Below are 17,290 nucleotides of genomic sequence, written 5' to 3'. Positions count from 1 at the left end.
AACCTGACCTGCCCACCACCCCAACCAATCAACAACAGTCAATCCTCATCGGCCAACACGCCCACCTCACCAACCACCGGTGGATTCAGGCTCAGCCGGCCAGCAGGTCGGCGTGGGCGGCGCGGAGTCGGGCGAGGGCCGGGTCGCTGCCGGGCGGGACGCGCCGGTCGAGCTCGGCCCAGGCCTCGGCGAGCGCGGCGGTGAGCCCGCGTCGTTCCGCGGCGTGCCGCTGGGCGCTGCGGCGGTGCGCCTCGTCGAGCCGGCGGGCCCAGCCGGCGGTGACGGCGGCGAGGCGGTCGGCGTCGGCGCGGGCCTGCGCGGCGCTGCGGGCGGCGCCGGCCGGGACGATCGCGGCGACCGGTCGGGGGTCGCCGTCGCGGGTCAGCACGGTGACGGTGTCGGTCAGCTCGGCCAGCGCGACGAGCTGGGTGAGCCGGGTGCGCGCCTCGCGCAGCGGCACCGAGCGGGGCCGGCCGGCGTCAGGGGTGCGGGCGGGGACAGCCATGGATGCATGCTGCGCGCCGGGTACGACAGAAACCGAGCCTGGACAACTACAGTTAACAATCCTAATAATTGTGCATCCGTCGATCCGACGGCTCCACGTACCGGGAGGTCCGGATGCGTCGCCCTGCCCGAAACCTGTTGCTGGCCGCGATCGCGGCCCTGGTCACCGTCGCCGGGACCACGCTGGTCCTGGCCGCGCCGGCCCGGGCCGCCGGCCCGACCGCCACGTTCACCAAGACCGCCGACTGGGGCACCGGATGGGAGGGGAAGTACACAATCACCAACGGCGGCACGACCACGCTGTCCGGGTGGCAGGTCGCCTTCACGCTGCCCGCCGGCACCACGCTCGGCACGTACTGGGACGCCACCGTCAGCAGCTCCGGCGGCCGGCACACGTTCACCAACCGGTCCTGGAACGGCACCGTCACGCCCGGCGCCTCCGTCTCCTTCGGGTTCCTGGCCACCGGGTCCGGGTCCCCCACCGACTGCACGTTGAACGGCGCGCCGTGCGGCGGTGGCACGCCCACCGCCCCGCCGACCACCACACCCCCGCCCACGACCGCGCCACCCACCACGCCGCCACCGACGACTCCCCCGCCGACCACTCCACCGCCGACGACTCCCCCGCCGACCACCCCGCCGCCGGGCGGGCTGCCCAAGCACGCCCTCATCGGCTACCTGCACGCGAGCTTCGCCAACGGCTCCGGGTACCTGCGGATGGCCGACGTGCCGGCCGACTGGGACATCATCAACCTGGCGTTCGGCGAACCGACGAGCGTCACCTCCGGTGACATCCGGTTCCAGCTCTGCCCCGCCAGCGAGTGCCCCGGCGTGGAGACCGAGGCCGAGTTCATCGCGGCGATCCGCGCCAAACAGCAGCAGGGCAAGAAGGTGCTGCTCTCGATCGGCGGGCAGAACGGCCAGGTGCAGCTCACCACCACCGCCGCCCGGGACACCTTCGTCCGGTCGGTCTCGGCGATCGTCGACCGCTACGGTCTCAACGGTCTCGACATCGACTTCGAGGGACACTCGCTGTACCTGAACCCCGGGGACACCGACTTCCGCAACCCCACCACGCCGGTGATCGTCAATCTGATCGCCGCGATCCGCGCGCTCAAGCAGCGGTACGGGGCCAACTTCGTGCTCACCATGGCGCCGGAGACGTTCTTCGTGCAGCTCGGGTACCAGTTCTACGGGCCGGGGCCGTGGGGCGGGCAGGACCCGCGCGCAGGGTCGTACCTGCCGGTGATCCACGCGCTGCGCAACGACCTGACGGTCCTGCACGTGCAGGACTACAACTCGGGCCCGATCGTCGGGCTGGACAACCAGTACCACACCATGGGCGGCGCCGACTTCCACATCGCGATGACGGACATGCTGCTCGCCGGCTTCCCGGTGGCCGGCAACCCGGACCGCGTCTTCCCCGCCCTGCGCGAGGACCAGGTCGCCTTCGGGGCGCCGTCGTCGGTCAGCGCCGGCAACGGGTACGTCGCGCCGGCCGGAGTGCAGGCCGCGGTCAACTGCCTGGTGAAGGGCGTGAGCTGCGGGTCGTACGCCCCGCGCAGCGGCACCAACCCGAACTTCCGGGGGCTGATGACCTGGTCGATCAACTGGGACCGCTACTACGGCTGGGAGTTCCGGCTGAGCCACGGGCCGTTCCTGAAGGCACTGCCCTGAGTCGGCGGCGCGGCCCCGCGCGCACGTCACCGTGCGGGGCCGCGCCGCAGCCACGTGTCACGACGCGCGTCGCCCGGCCCCGTCCGAGCCGCGCGCCCGCCACTCGTCGGCCAGCACCGACCAGACCTGCATGTCGATCCGTCCGTCGCCGACCGGCGCCGGGTACTTCGCGCGCAGCGTGCCGTCGAGGTGGAACCCGAGCCGCCGGGCGACGGCGATGCTGCGCTCGTTGCGCGCGTTGCAGACCCACTCCACCCGCTGGATGCCGCGGTCGTGCACGGACCAGTCGACCAGCCGGCTCACCGCCCGGCTGACCAGCCCACGCCCCTCGGCGCCCGGCTCCAGCCAGCACCCCACCTCGCACAGCCCCAGGGCGGCGTCGAACGACACGAACAGCACCCCGCCGACAAGCGTCCCGCGGTCCCAGATGCCCCAGATGCCGCCGCCGTCGGCGGCCCACCGGTCGGCGTGCCGCTGGAGCACCGCCCGGGCCGACCCGAGGTCGGCGGCGACGAACGACGGCCCCACCCAGGGCCGGATGTGCTCGCGGGCCCGGTCCAGGTGGGTGAGGAACTCCTCGGCCCGCCAGGGTTCCAGCGGACGTAGGACGGCGTCCTCGGTCAACGACAACGCGAACACTCGACGGACCTCCGCAGCTGTGGTGGGGCCCCCATCCTTGCTGATCATGGGCAGCAACCGCACCCGGATATCTGTACGGCATCCGGGACCGAGTGACGGTGCCGGTTCGTCGCGAACCCCCGGCGAACCGTAGAGTGGAAGGCAGGTGACGTACACACGTTCGGGTGTGCGTCACCTGGCGTCAAGCAGCGGCGCCGGTCCCGGGGACACCGCATCGCGGGTCCCGACGGTCCGTACCCGTGGACCGCCGACACGCGCTGTCCGGCCCCGCCGGGGTTCCACCGCGCCCTTTCACCGAGGACGTCCGACGCCATGCCACAACCCCCGCTCGACCTCACCGACGCACTCGTCCGGCTGGGTACCATCCGGCACGACCGGGCCGACCTGAACACCGTCCTGGCCCGGATCGCCCAGGTCGCGAAGGAGAGTCTCCCGGGCACGGCGGAGGTGTCGGTCACCCTGGTCCACGGCTCGGAGGCGCGCACCGCCGCGTACACCGGCGAGCTGGCGCTACGCCTCGACGAGTGGCAGTACGAGCAGGGGCGCGGGCCGTGCCTGGACGCGGCGACCACCGGCACGACCATGATCGTGCACGACATGGCCACGGAGAGCCGCTGGCCGGAGTGGGCGAGGTCCGCCCTGGGCGCGGGTGTGGGCAGCTCGCTGTCGATCGGCCTGCCGATCCAGGAGGCGGTGGTCGGCGCGTTGAACGTCTACGGCAGCCGGGCGCGGGCCTTCGACGACGTCACCGGCGCCGCGCAGACGATCGCCGGGTATGCCGCCATCGCCCTGGCCAACGCCCACCTGTACGAGAGCACCGCGACGCTCGCGCAGCAGATGCAGACCGCGATGCAGAGCCGCGCGGTGATCGAGCAGGCCAAGGGGATCATCATGGGCCAGCGGCGCTGCGGCCCGGAGGAGGCGTTCAGCATCCTGGCGAAGGTCTCCCAGGACTCGAACCGCAAGCTGCGGGAAGTCGCCGAGGCGCTGGTGCGGATGACCGTCGAGGGCCGGGAGCCGTGACGCCAGGGACCACCAACCCGGCAGCGGCCTACCGGCGCGGGCGGGTCGCCTGCTCGACCAGCGCGGCGGCCACGTCGCGCACCTTGCGGTTGGTGTCCTGCGAGATCTTGACCAGCAGCGCGAAGGCCTCCTCCGAGGTGCACCGGCGCTCGCCCATGACGATCCCCTTGGCCTGCTCGATCACCGCGCGGTTGGCCATCGCCTCCTGCATCTGCTGGGCCAGGGTCGCGGTGCTCTCGTACAGGTGGGCGTTGGCCAGGGCGACCGCGGCGTAGGCGGCGAACGTCTTCGCCAGCTCGATCCCGTCGGCGTCGAACGCTCCGGGACGGGCGCCGTACATGTTCAAGGTCCCGACGACCGCCTCCTGGATCGGCAGGCCGATCGACAGCGAGCTGCCCACACCGGCGGCGCGGGCCCGGGCCGCCCAGTCCGCCCAGCGGTCCTCGGTGGCCAGGTCGGGCAGGTTGAGCGGGTCGCCGCTGACCGAGGCGTCGAGGCAGGGACCGCGGCCCTGCTCGTACTGCCACTCGTCGAGCTGCCGCGCGAGGCTGCTCGAGTACGCGACGCTGGTCGGGCTCTCGCCGCGCAGCAGCGTCACGGAGACCTCATCGCAGCCGGGGACGGACCGCCTGGCCAGGCCGGCGACCTGGGTGAGGACCGCGTCCAGGCCGGTCTCGCCGAGCCGGATCCGGCCGAGTTCGGCGAGCGCCTCGGCGGGCTGCAGCGGCGTGTTGTCCATGCGGAGGTTCGCCCCTCTTCCGCTCGGAGGTCCGACCGCCGCACCGCGGTGGACCCGCGGCCCCTCACGGTACTCGACCCGGCGTCCCGGTGCCGGGCGAAGACCAGTTGCCGACGGGGCCGCCGAGGACGGCGGTGTGTGGCCGGCGGCGCACGGGGGTACGGTGGGGCCGGGTCAAGACATGCGCCCAGGGCGGCGACCTGCCACGGCAGGCGATCGCCCGTCCCCCGTCCCGTCCGGGAGGTGCGCCATGTCAGTCGCCCGATCGCCGTCCCCGCCGACGCGCCGCTCGCCCGGCGCGCGACCTGATCCCCGTCCCCTGCTCACCCTCGGCGTGAGGGTGACGCGCGCGGCGCGCGTCGTCGAGGTCGCCGGCGAGGTCGATCTCAGCACGGCGCATCTGCTTGTCGAGTTCGTCGAGATGTTCGGCGTGCATTCGGCCGGTCCGGTACACCTCGACCTGTCGCGGGTCACCTTCTTCAGCGCGCACGGCATCAGCGCGGTGCTGCGCGTAAGCGGTCTGGTGGCCGCCGCCGGTGGCCGGCTGACCGTGTGCGACCCGGCGCCGTGCGTCCGGCGGCTGCTCGCGTTGACCGGCGTCGACGCGGGGCTCGACCTGGACGCGGCCGGTCGCACCGACGCGCTGCACGCCTGGGCGGCCCGCACCGCCGCCGACCGCGAGCGCGGCTGACGGCGGCGAGCCCGTCCGCACCCGGGGCAAGGGCTTTCCTAGATCGGGTACGGTGACTCTGTCCGTCGGCGGCGAGCGGGAGGTGGGCCGGTGGCGACCCTGTCCGACGTGGCGCGGCGGGCCGGCGTCTCCCCCGCCACCGCGTCCCGCGTCATCAACGGCAGCAGCAAGCCGGTCACCGACGAGCTGCGGGCGCGGGTGCTGCGCGCGGTCGCCGAGCTGCAGTATGTGCCGAACGCGCACGCCCAGTTCCTGGCCCGCTCCCACCGCGGCGCCGTCGGCGTGATCGTGCACGACGTCTCCGACCCGTACTTCGCCGAGGTCACCCGGGGCCTGCAACGGGTCGCCAGCGACCGCGGCCGGCTGCTGATGATCTGCAACAGCTACCGGGACCCGGACCGCGAGCTGGAGTACGTCGAGCTGCTGCGCGGACAGCAGGTGGCGGCCATCATCCTGGCCGGCTCCGGCTACCACGACCCGGAGTTCACCCGGCTGGTGAACGAGAAGCTGGCCGCGTACGAGGCGACCGGCGGCCGGGTGGCGGTCATCGGCCGGCACGAGCACTCCGGTGACGCCGTCATGCCGGACAATCGCGCCGGCGGCCGGCTGATCGGCACCGAGCTGTGCCGGCTCGGGCACCGGGTGATCGGCGTGCTGGCCGGCCCGGCGGTCCTCACCACGACGACGGACCGGCTCGCCGGGCTGCGGGCGGCGCTCACCGAGCACGGCCGCGACCTGCCCGAGCACCGCATCCGGTACGCGGCCTTCGACCGCGACGGCGGCGCCGAGGCCACCGTCGCGCTGCTCGACGCGGAGCCGGCGGTGACCGCGATCGTGGCGCTCAACGACACCATGGCGATCGGCGCGCTGGCCGCCCTGCGTGCCCGGTCGGTGCCGGTGCCCCGACAGGTGACCGTGACCGGCTTCGACGACATGCCGATCGCGCGTGACGTCACGCCGGCCCTGACGACGGTTCGGCTGCCGCTTGTCGAGATGGGTGCGCGGGCGATGTCCCTGGCGCTGGACCCGGGCGCCGCCGCGCCCCGGGTCGAGCTGCTCGCGGCCGAGCTGGTCCGCCGCGACAGCGCCGGTCCCGCGCCGGTCAGATGATGAAGTGGGTCCAGTAGGCCAGCCAGGTGACGAAGAGCGCGCCCTGGAGCAGGGCGAGCAGGGCCGTCGACCAGACGTCCACGCCGGGCCGGCGCGCCCAGTGCGCCAGCACCAGGGCCACCGGGAAGACGGCGAGCAGGTAACGCAGCAGGCTCTTGTAGACCGGCGGGCCCATGGAGAGCGGCACCAGCACCATCATCACGCCGTACACCAGGTAGGGCAGGCCCAGCCGGCGGGCCCCGGCGACCAGGACGGCCAGCACCACGACGGCGAGCCACACCCGCAGGGCGTCCCGCGGCGGCGTTCCGGTCAGGCCGTGCCAGAGCACGCCGAGCGGGTTCTGCACGCGGATGTTCCAGCCCTCCTCCTGGGTGCGCTTGTAGGCGAACCAGTCCCCGCTCTGCCAGAAGCAGAAGGCCATGAAGGTGAGCCAGCCGGCGGGGATCAGCAGCAGCGGCCAGCCGGCGCGCAGGTAGCCCGAGAGGGCACGCGGACCGAACCGGTAGCCGCCCTGCCGGAACAGCACCAGGGCCAGCGGGAGGACCACGAAGAAGCCCACCGACCGGCTCAGCGCGAGGAAGAAGCCGACCGCACCGACGAGCAGCCAGCGCCGCCGCTCGGCGTAGTGAAAGGTGGCCAGCGCCAGGCAGAGGAACAGCGACTCGGTAAGCGCCGCGTGGAACAGGAACGCGGTGGGCAGCAGCACCAGGTACCGGACGAACCGCCGGCCCGCGCCGGCACCGGCGGCGCCGGGGGTGTCGCCGGCCAGCAGACGCTCCCCGAGCTGGTGGGCGTAGTACAGCACGCCGATGAGGGCGGCGTTGGCGACGACCAGCAGGGCCAGCGCCGTGTCGTCGCCGAGCAGCGGGGCGAGCGGCCGGGCGAGGAACGGGTACAGCAGCGGGAAGCCGAAGTCGCGCCACGGCTCGTCCAGCGGCAGCCGGGCCAGGTGGTCGTAGAGGAACGAGTCCCAGGCGAACCAGAGCGAGAGCCACCGGTGCGGTGAGACGTCCCGCTGCTGCTGGCGCATCAGCGCCTCGTCCGGTGGCGGCGCCCACGGCACCTCGTCGAAGGCGGCGAGCGCGAGGACCCCGACCAGGCTGAGGGCGACCTTGGTGCCCACGAAGACCGCGAGCACGTACGGCCAGGGTGCCGGCACCCGCGCGAGCAGCCGGCCCACCCGGCCCGTCCCGACCATCCGTCCCCCGACCGTCCCCGCCGCGAACGGTGCCGCGTACCCGTTCCGTGCCGCGCCACACCCGCTCCCGGCAGGTGACTTCACCGCCCCGCCGGGTAAGCGGCCCGCCGTCTGGTCGACGGGTCACGGAGGCGGCGGGGGCATGGGTGACGAGCACGGCACGGTGGTGATCGGTGCGGGTCCGGCGGGCCTGACCGCGGCGTACGAGCTGCTGCGGCACGGCGCCCCGGCCCGGGTGTTCGAGGCCGACGAGGTGGTCGGCGGGATCAGCCGCACCGTGGAGCGCGACGGATGGCGCTTCGACATCGGGGGGCACCGCTTCTTCACGAAGGTGTCCCGGGTCGAGGACTTCTGGCACGAGATCCTGCCCGACGAGGATTTCCTGCTGCGGCCCCGGATGAGCCGCATCTACTACCGCGGAGCGCTCTACGACTACCCGCTGAACGCCGGCAACGCCCTGCGGAACCTCGGCCTGCTGGAGGCGGCCCGGTGCATGGGCTCGTACGCGCGGGCGCGACTGCGGCCACCGAAGGACCAGTCGCACTTCGAGGGGTGGGTGTCGGCCCGGTTCGGCTGGCGCCTGTACTCGATCTTCTTCAAGACGTACACCGAGAAGGTGTGGGGCATGCCGGCCGACCGGTTGCAGGCCGACTGGGCGGCACAGCGGATCAAGAACCTGTCGCTCGCGAAGGCGGTCCGCAACGCGGTGCTGCCCGCCCGCAACCGCAAGGACGTGGCAAGCCTCATCGAGGAGTTCCAGTACCCGAAGCTGGGCCCCGGGATGATGTGGGAACGCTGCGCCGAGGAGGTCCGGCGACGCGGCGGCTCGGTGGAGACCGGCAGCTGGGTCACCGCCGTGCACCGTGACCCGGACCGGCGCCGCGCGGTCGCCGTCACCGTCGACGGGATCGGCGGGCGGCGCACCGAGCCGGCCGGGCACGTCGTCTCCTCGATGCCCATCTCCGAGCTGGTGGCCGCGCTGAGCCCGGCCCCGCCACCGGAGGTCCGGGCGGCCGCGGCGGACCTGCGGTACCGCGACTTCCTCACCGTGGCGCTTGTCGTGCCGGCCGAGTTCTCGTTCCCCGACAACTGGATCTACGTGCACGACCCCGGGGTGCGGGTGGGCCGGATCCAGAATTTCGGCTCCTGGTCGCCGTACCTGGTCAAGGACGGGCGCACCTGCCTCGGCCTGGAGTACTTCGTGTCGGTGGACGACGAGACGTGGCGCACGCCGGATGCCGATCTGATCGCTTCGGCGACGGCGGAGCTGGAGAAGCTGGGGCTGGTTCGGCCGGGGGTGGTCGAGGCCGGCTACGTCGTGCGGATGCCCAAGGCGTACCCGGTCTACGACGAGCGCTACCAGCGCAACGTCGACGTGATCCGACAGTGGCTGGCCCGCGAGGTGCCGAACGTGCACCCGGTCGGCCGCAACGGCATGCACCGGTACAACAACCAGGACCACTCGATGCTGACGGCGATGCTGACCGCCGAGAACATCGCGTGGGACGCCGGCCACGACGTGTGGTCGGTCAACGTCGAGCAGGACTACCACGAGGAGTCGGCGAAGGGCGACGGTCGCCGCGGCACCGGCCGGGAAGCTCCGCTGATGCCCGCCCCGCCGCTGCCGCCCCCGGCGACGGCGTCGATCGGCGGCCGGGCAGACGGATGATGCTCAGCCGGGCCAGCCGCGCCGGTCCGCCCAGCAGGCAATCATCTGATCTTCGCGGCCGGGTGGCACGTGACGCCGGAGCCGCACGCGCCACCCGCGCGCACGGGTCAGGGCAGGTCGATCGGGCGCAGCACCCGGTCGATCACGTGGGCGATCTGCTTGTTGCCGCGGTTGATGTCGTAGCGGATCACCCGCGGATCGCGGTCGTCGGTGTCGGCGTCGATCAGGCGGACCTGGCGGTACCAGTGCCAGTAGGTGCGGACGTCGACCTCGAGCGCCGGTCCGAGAGCGGTGGTCAGCTCCGCGCCGTCGGCCTTCACCGCGGCCCTCCGGTCGATCGTCGCGCCCGGCACCACGTGGTAGAGCAGCACGTTCTCGACGGTGTCGACGCCGAGACCGGCGACGGCGGTGAACGCCGTGCTCTCCGAGGGCAGCGTGCGCGAACCGGTGATCTCGCGGACGAGCTGCCGGAACGCGGCGTCGTTCGGGATGAACGCGGTCAGCGCGACCGTGCCGTCGGCGAGCACCGCCACGGCGGAGTCCGGCTTGGCCTCGAGCACGGTGAGCACCGCCCTGGTCAGGATGTCGAAGTCACGGGGGTTGTGGTCGAAGCCCCGCAGGTCCTTCGTCAGCACCTGGGCGAGCGACGTGGTCCCGGGGGACTTCGTGCCACCGGCCTGCGCCGGGGCGGCGACGGCGGTGGCCGCCAGCGCCGCGGCCACGGCACCGGCAGCCGTCCGGGCGGCGAGTCGTGCGATGTTCATCAGCGTGCCTTTCGTCGAGGCGACTCGATGCGTGACTGTCGTCACGACCGATGCTTCGACCGCGGCAGGCCCGCCGGATGCACCCGTCGGAGGGAATCCGACTGCGCGGCGCGACGGCCCGCTGCCCGGTCCCCGCCCCGACGCGGTACGGGCGCGTCCCGGCCGACCGGGTCGCCGGCCGGGACGCCGGCCGTCAGTTGCTGAGCTTCTTCGCGCCCCTGATCGCGGTGGCCAGGTTCTCCAGCAGCGGGGCGGCGCCCGCGTACGAGAAGCGGGGCACGGCGTCCCACGGGGCGACCTGGTTGGCCTTGACGGCCGGCAGCTGCGCCCAGGTCGGCTTGGCGGCGAGGTCCTTGGGCTGCAGGGCGGTGCTGCGGTTGTCGAGCAGGATCAGGTCGGCCGGGAACTTCCCGGCGTTCTCCCAGCTGAGCGCCTCGAAGTAGTCGCCGGCCTCCAGCTTGGTGGGCACGGCGATGTCGACGCCCAGCTCGGCGAAGTACATGAGGTCGGTGCTGACCTTCGGGTTGGAGACGTAGAACAGGTCGGGGCTGCCGGAGCAGGCCATCACCTTGACGCCCGGGTTGGCCTTGACCGCCTGCCGGACCGACTCGGCGGCCGCCTCGAAGCGCGCCTTGGCGTCGGTGACCTTCTGGGCCGACAGGTCGGCGCCGAGGGACTCCGCGAGCTGCGCGTACCGCTCGATGGGCTTGGTCATCGGCACCCGGGCGGTGGCGATCGCCGCGACCGGGGCGAGCGGGACGATCTTGTCCTTGCTCTCGTCCGGCACGTACCAGAGCGCGCCGGGGTCGTACATGTGGGTCACCAGCAGGTCGGGGCGCAGGCCGGCGTACTTCTCCAGGTTGAACTCGCCCCAGACGTTGCCGAGGATCTCGACGCTCTCGACGTCCAGGTCGCCGGCCTGCGGGTCCTTGCTGCCGTCGGAGCGCTTGGTCTCGCCGAACACGCCGACGATCTGCTTGTCCAGGCCGAAGTCGACAAGCGCCGCGGCCACGCCGGTGAAGGCGACCACCCGGCTGGGGCGGGTCGGGGCGGACAGCTTCTCGTCCCGGTCGTCGGTGAACGACCAGGGCCCGGCCGAGGTGGCGCCGGCGGACGGGGTGTCGGTGTCGTCGCGGCCGCAGCCGGCGAGCAGGGTGGCCAGGGTGGCGCCGCCGGCGGCGGCGAGCAGGCCACGACGGGAGAGTCGGCGGGCGGACACGGGATGCGACATGGCAGGTCTTTCGGTCGGGGGTCGCGATGACCATGGACAGCGCGGTTAGGTTAACCTAACCTAAGGCGCTGTCAAGCCCACCCCCAGGGCCCCGCACCACCTCGGAGTTCACCCTGTCCGTCACGCATCCAGCGCCGCCCGCCGTCCGGGTGGTCCGACCGGCGCAGCCCGGCCGGCGTGGTCGCGCCGCCGCGCGGGCCGGCGGCCTCGTCGCCGCCGCGCTCCTGCTCACCGCCGTCGTGGTGCTCAGCATCGCCGTCGGCGCCAAGTCGCTCCCCCTCACCGACGTGTGGCACGGCCTGCTCGACCCGGACGCGGCCGAGTACGCGGTGGTCCACCGCATGCGGCTGCCGCGGACACTGCTCGGCCTGCTCGCCGGCGTCGCGCTCGGCGTGGCCGGAGCGGTCATGCAGGCCCTCACCCGTAACCCGCTCGCCGACCCGGGCCTGCTCGGCATCAACGCCGGCGCCTCCGCGGCGGTAGCCACCGGCGCTGCCCTGGTCGGCGTCGCAGGCGTCGGCGGCCAGGTGTGGTTCGCGCTGCTCGGCGCCGCCACCGTCACCGCCGCCGTCTACGTCGTCGGCGGCGGACGCGGCGCCACGCCGGCACGGCTGGCCCTGGCCGGCGCCGCGTTCAACGCGACCCTCTACTCGTACGTGAGTGCGGTCATGCTGTTCGACACCGCCTCGCTGGAACGGCTGCGATTCTGGACCGTCGGCTCCCTCGCCAGCGCCCAACCCGGCACCGTCGCCACCGTCGCCCCGTTCATCGCCGCCGGGCTGCTGGTCGCGCTCGCCGCCGCCCGGCCGCTCAACGCACTCGCCCTCGGCGACGACTCCGCCCGGGCGCTCGGCGCGCGACCGGCACTGATCCGGGGCGCCGTGATCGTGGCCGTCACCCTCCTCTGTGGCGCCGCCACCGCCGGCTGCGGGCCGATCGTCTTCGTCGGGCTGCTGGTGCCGCACCTGGTGCGCGCGCTCACCGGCCCCGACCTGCGCTGGCTGCTGCCGTACTGCGCGGTGCTCGCGCCGGTGCTGCTGCTCGGCGCGGACGTGCTCGGCCGGGTGCTGAGCCGGCCCGGCGAACTCCAGGTCGGCATGGTGACCGCCGTGCTGGGCGGGCCGCTCTTCCTCTGGCTGGTGCTGCGCGGGCGGGTGGGCCGACCGTGATCGTCCTGCGCACCCCCGGCGGGCTGTCCCTGCGTCTGCACCCGCGCGCCCTCACCGTCGGCGCCACCTGCGCCCTGCTCACCGTGGCCGTCGGCGTGGTGGCACTGGGCAGCGGCGACTACCCGATGAGCGCCGCCGACGTGCTGCGCACCCTCACCGGCGGCGGCACCCCGGCCGAGGCCTTCATCGTCCACGAGCTGCGGCTGCCCCGGCTGGCCACCGCCGCCGCGGTCGGCGCCGCGCTGGCGCTGGCCGGCGCGGTCTTCCAGTCGCTGGTCCGCAACCCGCTGGGCAGCCCGGACCTGCTCGGCTTCACCCAGGGCGCGGCGACCGGCGCGCTCGTCGTGGTCGTCCTCGGCGGCACCACCGCCATGCTGTCCGGCGCCGCCGTCGCCAGCGGGCTCGCCACCGGCGTGCTCGTGTACGCGCTCGCCTGGCGACGCGGCGTGCACGGGTACCGGCTGGTGCTGGTCGGCATCGGCGTCGCCGCGATCCTCACCGGCGTCAACGGGTGGCTGCTCACCCGTGCCCCGCTGATGGACGCCGCCCGGGCCGTGCTCTGGCTCACCGGCAGCCTCGACGGGCGCGGCTGGGCGCACGCCGTACCGGTGCTCGTCACCCTGGCCGTGCTCGGCCCGCTGGTGCTCGCCGGCGCCGGGCCGGCGCTGCGGCTGATGGAGATGGGCGACGACGCGGCCAACGCCCTCGGCGTCCGGGTGGAGCGGCTGCGGCTGGCGCTGCTCGCCACGGCGGTGCTGCTCGTCGCTCTCGCCGCGGCCGCCGCCGGGCCGGTCAACTTCGTCGCGCTCACCGCGCCGCACCTGGCCCGCCGGCTCACCCGCGCGCCCGGGCCGAACCTGCTGCCGTCGGCCGCGCTCGGTGCGCTGCTGCTGGTCGTCGCCGACCAGGTCGCGCAGCGCGCCTTCGGAGGCCACCAGCTGCCGGTGGGCGTGGTGACCGGTGTGCTCGGCGGCGGATACCTGATCTGGCTGCTGGCCAGCGAGCGCCGGGCGGGCCGGCTGTGACGGCGACGACGCCGGCGGCACCGGCCACGAACGAGAACGGAGCACCGAGCATGCAGTCCCGGTTGCGCGGCACCGCGATGACCCTCGGGTACGACCGGCGGACCATCGCCCGCGAGCTGACCGTCGACGTACCGGACCAGTCGTTCACCGTCATCATCGGCCCGAACGCGTGCGGCAAGTCGACCCTGCTGCGGGCCCTGTCGCGGCTGCTCAAGCCGTCCGCAGGGGCGGTGCTGCTGGACGGCGAGAACATTCAGCGCCGACCGGCCCGGGCGGTCGCCAAGACGCTCGGCCTGCTGCCGCAGTCGTCGGTCGCGCCGGACGGCATCGGGGTGGCCGAGCTGGTCGCCCGGGGCCGCTACCCGCACCAGGGGCTGCTGCGGCAGTGGTCCCGGGAGGACGAGCGGGTGGTCGCCGAGTCGATGGCCGCCACCGGCGTGGCGGACCTCGCCGACCGCCCGGTCGACGAACTCTCCGGCGGGCAGCGGCAGCGGGTGTGGCTCGCCATGGCGCTGGCCCAGCAGACCCCGCTGCTGCTGCTCGACGAGCCCACCACCTATCTGGACATCGCCCACCAGATCGAGATCCTCGACCTCTGCGCGCGGCTGCACGAGGAGCAGGGCCGTACCCTGGTCGCGGTGCTGCACGACCTGAACCACGCCGCCCGGTACGCCACCCACCTGATCGCCATGCGCGACGGGCGGGTCGTCGCCGCCGGCCCGCCGCGCTCGGTGGTCACCGCCGCGCTGGTCGAGGAGGTGTTCGGCTTGCCCTGCCGCGTCATCGACGACCCGGAGACCGGCACCCCGCTTGTCGTACCGGCGGCCCGGCGGCGCGCCGAGGTCGCATCGTGAGCGAGCGCACCGCCCGGCACCGCGGTGTGGGCGTGCACCGGGACCGGTGGGGCGTGCCGCACCTGCGCGCCGACGACCCCGGTGAGCTGGCCTTCGCGCAGGGCCGGGTCACCGCGTACGACCGGGCGTGGCAGATCGAGGTCGAGCGGCACCGGTCGCTCGGCACCAGCGCGGCGTTCCTCGGTGCCGAGGCGCTGCCCTGGGACCGGTTCGCCCGGCAGGCCCGCCTCGACGACACCGCCCGGCGCTGCCACGCCCGCCTGGACGGGGCGACCGCCGCCTGGGTCGCCCGCTACGTCGACGGCGTCAACGCCGACCTGGCCGCCGGCGTCACCCGCGACCGCCGGTTCGCCGCCGCCGGTCTCGCCCCCGGCCGGTGGGAGCCGTGGACACCGCTGGCGATCTGGCTCACCCACCACGTGCTCTTCGCCGGCTTCCCCAGCAAACTCTGGCGTGAGCACGTCGCCCGGCGGCTCGGCCCGGACGCCGTCGCGCTGTTCCACGCCGACGGGCCGGCCGGCTCCGGCAGCAACGGCTGGCTGCTCGCCGGTACCCGGACCGCCACCGACGCCGCGCTGCTGGCCGGCGACCCGCACCGGTTCATCGAGGACCCCGGCATCTACCAGCAGATCCGCCTGGCCTGCCCGGACTACGACGTGCTCGGCCTGGCCGTGCCGGGCGTCCCCGGCATCGCCCACTTCGGGCACGCCGGTGGCGTCGCCTGGGCGATCACCAACGCGATGGCCGACTACCAGGACCTGTACGCCGAGCGGCTGCGCCGCACCGGCGCGGGCGTCGAGGCGTACGGGCCGGAGGGGTGGCGGCCCGCGCGGACGCACGTCGAGACGATCACCGTGGCCGGTGGCGAGCCGGTCGAGGTGGAGGTGGTGGAGACGGACCGGGGGCCGGTCGTGGCCGGCGGCCCGGACGGGCCCGAGGCGATAAGCCTCCGCTACCCGCCCCGGGTCACCGGTGAGCTGGGGTTCGCCGCCCTGCCGGCACTGCTGCGGGCACGAACCGTCGCCGACGTCGACGCGGCCGTCGACCACTGGGTCGAGCCGGTCAACGTCGTGCTCGCCGCCGACACCACCGGTGGGCTGCTGCACCGCGTCGCCGGGACGGTACCGGTCCGCCATCCGGACAACGGCCTACGGGTGGTGCCGGCGTGGGAGGCCGGGTACGCCTGGCAGGGCTGGCACCCGATGCCCCGGGCCGCCGTCGGGGAGGTCGCCGTCATGGCCAACGAGCGCGGTCTGTCCGCGCCGCTCGGGGTCGAGTTCGCGCCCCCGCACCGGGCGCGCCGCATCCGGCAGCTGCTCGACGCCGACTCGGCCGGCGGCTGGACGGCCGGGCGGATGGGCGAGGTGCACACCGACACGTACTCGGCCGCCGCCGAGCCGCTGCTCGATCTCCTGTCCGGGCTGGACGGGCTGCCCGCGGAGGGCGCCGCGCTTCGGGACCGGCTGCTGCGCTGGGACCGGCGGATGACCGCCGCAAGCGGAGACGCGGGTGCCTTCGCCGCCGTCCGGGCCGCCCTGGTCCGGCGGGTCGCCGCGCACCCGGCCCTGGCCGCGCTCGCCGAGCCGCCGGCGTACCCGGAGGTGTTCGCGCCCTGGCTGGCGCTGACGCCCCGGGTGGGTACGGCACTCGCCGCGTTGCTGGCCCCCGGCGTGCTGCCCGGCCTGGACGCGGCGGCGCTGGCCCGGGAGGCGCTGCTGGAGGTGGCCGGCGGCACGTCGGACCCGGCGGTGGGCGGCGTGCACGCCCGCTGGGGCGCCCGGCACCGGCTCGCGCCCTGGCGCGCCGCGCCGGTCGGCCGTGCCGCCGATCCGACGACGGAGGCCCAGCCGGAGGCGGGTACCCGACCGGGCACGACAGCCCGGCCCGGCATTGAAGCGGAGCCGAGCGGGGAGGTCGGCCCGGAGCCGCCGGTCGGGCCGGCCTACGCGGCGAGTGGCGGGCCGGAACTCGACGGGGACCACGACTGCGTGCTCGCCACGTCCAGCGTCCCCGGCGTCACCGACCTGTGCCTGCGCGGGCCGGCGGCGCGCTACGCGTGGGACCTGGCCCGGCGCGAGGACAGCCGCTGGGTGGTGCCGCTCGGCGCCGACGGCGTGCCCGGCACCGGACACCACGACGACCAGCTCGCGTCCTGGCGGCGCGGCGAACTGCTGCCGGTGGTCACCGACTGGGCCGAGCTGACCGAGGAACAGGACTGAGGTGCGCGGCATGGGCGCGGGAGGCGGCACGGCAGGACAGGACACGGGTGCGGGAAGCGACAGGGCAGGCCACGGCACGGGTGTCGAGCGCGGGCCGGAGGACCGGCGCACCGTCTTCGCGCGGGACCTCCCGGGGTTCGGCCGGATCGAGTTGCGGCCGCTGGACCCGGACCGGGACGTCGACCTCGTCCACGGGTGGGTGAGCCAGGAACGGGCGCGGTTCTGGGGCATGCGCGAGGCCGGGCGGGAACGGGTCGCCGAGATCTACCGGTACCTCGACTCGCTGCCCACCCACCACGCCTGGCTGGCGCTGCGCGACGGAGCACCGGCGGCGCTGTTCCAGACGTACGAGCCGGCGGCCGATCCGGTCGGCGAGGTGTACGAGGTGCGGCCCGGCGACCACGGCGTGCACCTGCTCATCGGCCCGCCGGCCCGGCCCGTTCCCGGGTACACCGGGCGCCTGCTCGGGGCGCTCGTCGCGTTCGTGTTCGCCGAACCGGCGCGCCGGCGGATCGTCGCCGAGCCGGACGCGCGCAACGAGAAGGCGCTGGCCCGGCTACGGCGGACCGGTTTCGTCGACGGCCCACTTGTCGACCTGCCGGGCAAGCGGGCCCGGCTGATGTTCCTCGACCGCCCCACCCACTGAGCCGCCCCCGCAGCGGGGCCGGCCGGTGGCGGGGCCGGCCATGATCGGATGATGGGCTGCCGGGCCAAATCGACGCCTCGGGCCCAGCAGACCATCATCCGTTGCGCGTCGCCACCAACCCACGCCGATCGC

16 protein-coding genes are annotated in these 17,290 nt (G+C 74.3%); 10 read left to right on the top strand and 6 right to left on the bottom strand.

The window, feature by feature from the left end:
* Window positions 1-91: 91 nt before the first annotated feature.
* Window positions 92-505 carry a type II toxin-antitoxin system Phd/YefM family antitoxin gene (locus ABTW87_RS07455; protein ID WP_350649457.1) on the bottom strand — a complete coding sequence of 138 codons (414 nt, stop codon included), beginning with the start codon at window positions 503-505 and terminating at the stop codon, window positions 92-94.
* A 134-nt stretch (window positions 506-639) separates the two neighbouring features.
* On the opposite strand from ABTW87_RS07455, the gene ABTW87_RS07450 reads away from it, so the two are divergent.
* Window positions 640-2,181, top strand: coding sequence for a chitinase (locus ABTW87_RS07450; protein WP_350649475.1), 1,542 nt, complete (start codon window positions 640-642; stop codon window positions 2,179-2,181).
* Window positions 2,182-2,238: 57 nt separating this feature from the next.
* On the opposite strand, the gene ABTW87_RS07445 is transcribed toward ABTW87_RS07450, so the two are convergent.
* Window positions 2,239-2,820 carry a GNAT family N-acetyltransferase gene (locus ABTW87_RS07445; protein ID WP_350649456.1) on the bottom strand — a complete coding sequence of 194 codons (582 nt, stop codon included), beginning with the start codon at window positions 2,818-2,820 and terminating at the stop codon, window positions 2,239-2,241.
* Between the two features lie 312 nt (window positions 2,821-3,132).
* Between ABTW87_RS07445 and ABTW87_RS07440 the strand changes: the two genes are divergently transcribed.
* Window positions 3,133-3,843, top strand: a complete 711-nt coding sequence (locus ABTW87_RS07440; RefSeq protein WP_350649455.1) for a GAF and ANTAR domain-containing protein — start codon at window positions 3,133-3,135, stop codon at window positions 3,841-3,843.
* Between the two features lie 28 nt (window positions 3,844-3,871).
* Here the strand turns inward: ABTW87_RS07440 and ABTW87_RS07435 are convergent, their stop codons facing one another.
* On the bottom strand, window positions 3,872-4,582 hold the full coding sequence (locus ABTW87_RS07435; protein WP_350649454.1) for a GAF and ANTAR domain-containing protein: 711 nt from the start codon (window positions 4,580-4,582) through the stop codon (window positions 3,872-3,874).
* A 340-nt stretch (window positions 4,583-4,922) separates the two neighbouring features.
* Between ABTW87_RS07435 and ABTW87_RS07430 the strand changes: the two genes are divergently transcribed.
* Window positions 4,923-5,273, top strand: coding sequence for an STAS domain-containing protein (locus ABTW87_RS07430; protein WP_350649452.1), 351 nt, complete (start codon window positions 4,923-4,925; stop codon window positions 5,271-5,273).
* Window positions 5,274-5,363: 90 nt separating this feature from the next.
* Entirely contained in the window at window positions 5,364-6,383 is a 1,020-nt protein-coding gene (locus ABTW87_RS07425; protein WP_350649451.1) for a LacI family DNA-binding transcriptional regulator, read from the top strand.
* On the opposite strand, the gene ABTW87_RS07420 is transcribed toward ABTW87_RS07425, so the two are convergent.
* Window positions 6,376-7,581, bottom strand: a complete 1,206-nt coding sequence (locus tag ABTW87_RS07420; RefSeq protein WP_350649450.1) for a hypothetical protein — start codon at window positions 7,579-7,581, stop codon at window positions 6,376-6,378. The genes ABTW87_RS07425 and ABTW87_RS07420 overlap by 8 nt on opposite strands.
* Window positions 7,582-7,723: 142 nt before the next feature.
* Between ABTW87_RS07420 and ABTW87_RS07415 the strand changes: the two genes are divergently transcribed.
* On the top strand, window positions 7,724-9,250 hold the full coding sequence (locus ABTW87_RS07415) for an NAD(P)/FAD-dependent oxidoreductase (protein ID WP_350649448.1): 1,527 nt from the start codon (window positions 7,724-7,726) through the stop codon (window positions 9,248-9,250).
* Window positions 9,251-9,357: 107 nt separating this feature from the next.
* On the opposite strand, the gene ABTW87_RS07410 is transcribed toward ABTW87_RS07415, so the two are convergent.
* Entirely contained in the window at window positions 9,358-10,014 is a 657-nt protein-coding gene (locus ABTW87_RS07410; RefSeq protein ID WP_350649446.1) for a fasciclin domain-containing protein, read from the bottom strand.
* 193 nt (window positions 10,015-10,207) lie between these two features.
* Window positions 10,208-11,245, bottom strand: a complete 1,038-nt coding sequence (locus ABTW87_RS07405) for an ABC transporter substrate-binding protein (RefSeq protein WP_350649445.1) — start codon at window positions 11,243-11,245, stop codon at window positions 10,208-10,210.
* A gap of 68 nt (window positions 11,246-11,313) precedes the next feature.
* Between ABTW87_RS07405 and ABTW87_RS07400 the strand changes: the two genes are divergently transcribed.
* From ABTW87_RS07400 to ABTW87_RS07380, 5 genes are read left to right on the top strand one after another with little or no spacing between them, the layout of a single operon-like run.
* Window positions 11,314-12,414, top strand: coding sequence for a FecCD family ABC transporter permease (locus ABTW87_RS07400; protein WP_350649473.1), 1,101 nt, complete (start codon window positions 11,314-11,316; stop codon window positions 12,412-12,414).
* Entirely contained in the window at window positions 12,411-13,439 is a 1,029-nt protein-coding gene (locus ABTW87_RS07395; RefSeq protein WP_350649444.1) for a FecCD family ABC transporter permease, read from the top strand. The genes ABTW87_RS07400 and ABTW87_RS07395 overlap by 4 nt, the downstream gene beginning before the upstream one ends.
* A gap of 50 nt (window positions 13,440-13,489) precedes the next feature.
* The gene (locus ABTW87_RS07390) at window positions 13,490-14,293 is read left to right on the top strand and encodes an ABC transporter ATP-binding protein (RefSeq protein WP_350649442.1); all 804 of its coding nucleotides are present in this window, start codon (window positions 13,490-13,492) and stop codon (window positions 14,291-14,293) included.
* A 26-nt stretch (window positions 14,294-14,319) separates the two neighbouring features.
* Window positions 14,320-16,512, top strand: a complete 2,193-nt coding sequence (locus ABTW87_RS07385) for a penicillin acylase family protein (RefSeq protein ID WP_350649471.1) — start codon at window positions 14,320-14,322, stop codon at window positions 16,510-16,512.
* A 10-nt stretch (window positions 16,513-16,522) separates the two neighbouring features.
* Window positions 16,523-17,158: a GNAT family N-acetyltransferase gene (locus ABTW87_RS07380; protein WP_350649441.1), complete on the top strand. Its 636-nt coding sequence runs from the start codon at window positions 16,523-16,525 to the stop codon at window positions 17,156-17,158.
* Window positions 17,159-17,290 lie beyond the last annotated feature (132 nt).

Origin of the sequence: Micromonospora sp. NPDC126480 (genome assembly GCF_040302465.1) — a bacterium.
GTDB lineage: Bacteria > Actinomycetota > Actinomycetes > Mycobacteriales > Micromonosporaceae > Micromonospora.
This window is presented reverse-complemented; position numbering and strand designations above follow the sequence as displayed.

Excerpts from the sequence above, each read along its gene's own strand:
- ABTW87_RS07455 (WP_350649457.1), bottom strand. The coding sequence starts at position 505 with ATGGCTGTCCCCGCCCGCACCCCTGACGCCGGCCGGCCCCGCTCGGTG.
- ABTW87_RS07440 (WP_350649455.1), top strand. The coding sequence starts at position 3,133 with ATGCCACAACCCCCGCTCGACCTCACCGACGCACTCGTCCGGCTGGGT.
- ABTW87_RS07435 (WP_350649454.1), bottom strand. The coding sequence starts at position 4,582 with ATGGACAACACGCCGCTGCAGCCCGCCGAGGCGCTCGCCGAACTCGGC.
- ABTW87_RS07420 (WP_350649450.1), bottom strand. The coding sequence starts at position 7,581 with ATGGTCGGGACGGGCCGGGTGGGCCGGCTGCTCGCGCGGGTGCCGGCA.
- ABTW87_RS07415 (WP_350649448.1), top strand. The coding sequence starts at position 7,724 with ATGGGTGACGAGCACGGCACGGTGGTGATCGGTGCGGGTCCGGCGGGC.
- ABTW87_RS07410 (WP_350649446.1), bottom strand. The coding sequence starts at position 10,014 with ATGAACATCGCACGACTCGCCGCCCGGACGGCTGCCGGTGCCGTGGCC.
- ABTW87_RS07405 (WP_350649445.1), bottom strand. The coding sequence starts at position 11,245 with ATGTCGCATCCCGTGTCCGCCCGCCGACTCTCCCGTCGTGGCCTGCTC.
- ABTW87_RS07390 (WP_350649442.1), top strand. The coding sequence starts at position 13,490 with ATGCAGTCCCGGTTGCGCGGCACCGCGATGACCCTCGGGTACGACCGG.
- ABTW87_RS07380 (WP_350649441.1), top strand. The coding sequence starts at position 16,523 with ATGGGCGCGGGAGGCGGCACGGCAGGACAGGACACGGGTGCGGGAAGC.